1 protein-coding gene and 1 pseudogene are annotated in these 2041 nt (G+C 67.9%); both read right to left on the reverse strand.

Translation table 11 applies throughout. From position 1 onward, the window contains the following. Nucleotides 1–222: 222 nt before the first annotated feature. Nucleotides 223–1701: an IS66 family transposase gene (locus HUA76_RS44700; RefSeq protein ID WP_174464420.1), complete on the reverse strand. Its 1479-nt coding sequence runs from the start codon at nt 1699–1701 to the stop codon at nt 223–225. 86 nt (nt 1702–1787) lie between these two features. Then, a pseudogene (tnpB, locus tag HUA76_RS46690) lies at nt 1788–1940 on the reverse strand (IS66 family insertion sequence element accessory protein TnpB); the annotation flags it as partial. Nucleotides 1941–2041 lie beyond the last annotated feature (101 nt).

Consider the following 2041-nt stretch of genomic DNA (forward strand, 5'->3'; position numbering starts at 1 on the left):
CGGGAGTTCGCCGGGCGCCGGGGGTTGCGGCTGAGCACGGTGCAGTCATGGGTCTACCGCCGTCGGCGCCAGGTGAGCACCAAGGCCGAGCCAGCCGTGCGCATGCTCCCAGTGCAGGTGAGCAGTAACCGACCGACGGGTGACGTTCGCCGGATGCACCCTTCCGCTCGCTCAGCATGGTAGCCGCGCACGGACGTCCTGGTCGCCAAGGTTTGGGTGGCTTCAGGAGGAGTCAGGCGCGGAGGCGGAGGACGGTTGCCAGCGGCGAGGCAGCAACTCGTCCATACGTGATGCCGGGTGGCTGCCAAGTCGCATCAGCACGTCGGCGAGGTACGTCTCGGGATTGACGCCGTGGACCTCGCACGTGGCGACCAGGGAGCTCAGCCCCGCCAGATTCCGACCTGCCTCGTCATTGCCGACGAAGAGATAGTTCTTCCTGCCCAGGGCCATGGCGCGCAACGCACGCTCCGCGGCGTTGTTGTCGAGGGGCAGCGAAGGGTCCTCCAAGAAACGCGTCAGTGCACTCCACTGCCCCTTCGTGTAGCGAAGGGCCATGCCCAGGGGACTCTTGGGGGGATGGAGCGGAAGCTGTTCATCCACCCACGCAGCCAGACGCTCGAGGATGCGTGCACTGGTGGTGCTGCGAGCGTGGAGGTGTTCCGGAGTGCCGAGCGTCCCGGAGTCTTGGGCGGCGTGCTCGACGCTGTACAACGCGAGGATGAGGTCGAGCGCCGTCCTGGACTCGGGCGCGGTGGTGAGCGCGTCGAAGAATTTGCGGCGCACGTGGGCCCAGCACCCCACGCGCACACGCCCCTCCGGCAGCGTCACGCGGTTGTAGCCCGTGTAGCCATCCACGCGCAGGAAGCCCTGGGTTCCCCCGAGCACTTCCAGGGGCGTCACGCCGGAGCGACTGGCGCTGTGGACGTAGGCGATGAGCTCATCGGTGCGGAATGTCCAGACGTAGGCCCGGCGCGTCTTGCCTTCGTCCAACACGCGTTGGGGTGTCTCGTCGGCGTGCACCAGGCGGGCCTCTCTCACCAGCGCCAAGAGGCGCTCGGCGAGTGGCGCCGTGGCCCGGCCCACCTCGTGGAAGACGTCGCAGAGCGTGGTGCGCGCGACGGGCATGCCCGCGCGGGCGAGGGCCTTGGCCTGGCGATACAGCGGAATCGAGTCGCAGCACTTCGCCGTCACCACGTGCGCCAGCAAGCCCGGGCCATACTGGCCTTGCTCAATGGCCTTCGGTGCGGGGACGGTGACGATGCCCGCGCCGCAGGGGCAGACGAGCGTCTCCTGCAGATGGACCTGCCGCTCCACGTGCGCGGGCACATACTCGATGAGGTCAGTGCGCTTGCCGGGGCCCAGCGGCTTCAACGCCGTGCCACCGCAGGACGGACACCGCCGCGCTTCGTTGGGAACGCGGTGATGAATCAGCCGCTCGGGCAACGTCGCACGCGCCTCGCGCTTCAGCCTCCGCTCCTTCAGCGTCGCTTCACGCGGCCTGGGCGCGTTGCCCGAGGCCTTGCGCAGCTCGTCTTCGAGGCGGAGGAGCTTCTCGCTCTTGTTTCCGAAGACAGTCCGCTGGAGGAGCGCGAGCTGGGATTCGATGCTGCCCACGCGCTCTTTGAGGGTGAGGTTTTCCTGCTCGAGCCCTTCGGCTCGCTCACGCCACTCGCACTGGTGCGTCGCATCGAGCGCTGCCATCTCTCTGGGAAAACCAACCCACCGCTGGCGGGCATTGCCTCGGCGGCAGGGGGCGGTGCCCACTTGCCTGGTCTGCGGACGTGCGTGACGTCGATTCCGTCGAGCAGCATGGACAGCTGAGTGGCATCCAGTTGCGCTCCCAAGGCGTCCTCGCCGAAGGCAGGCAGGCGAAAGCGGCCCTGCTCCAAGCGCTTGTAGGTGAGGACGAAGCCTCCCGCGTCCCAAACGAGCCGGCATGATGCGTCCCTTCTCTCAGTGCGACTGTAGTTTCCTCAGGCTACGCGTCCGTGTGTGTGCGTCGCGGACGCGCTGCAGGTGGTGCCGAGTCTCTGCGTCGAGC

Source organism: Myxococcus sp. CA056 (assembly GCF_013336715.1).
Taxonomy (GTDB): domain Bacteria; phylum Myxococcota; class Myxococcia; order Myxococcales; family Myxococcaceae; genus Myxococcus; species Myxococcus llanfairpwllgwyngyllgogerychwyrndrobwllllantysiliogogogochensis.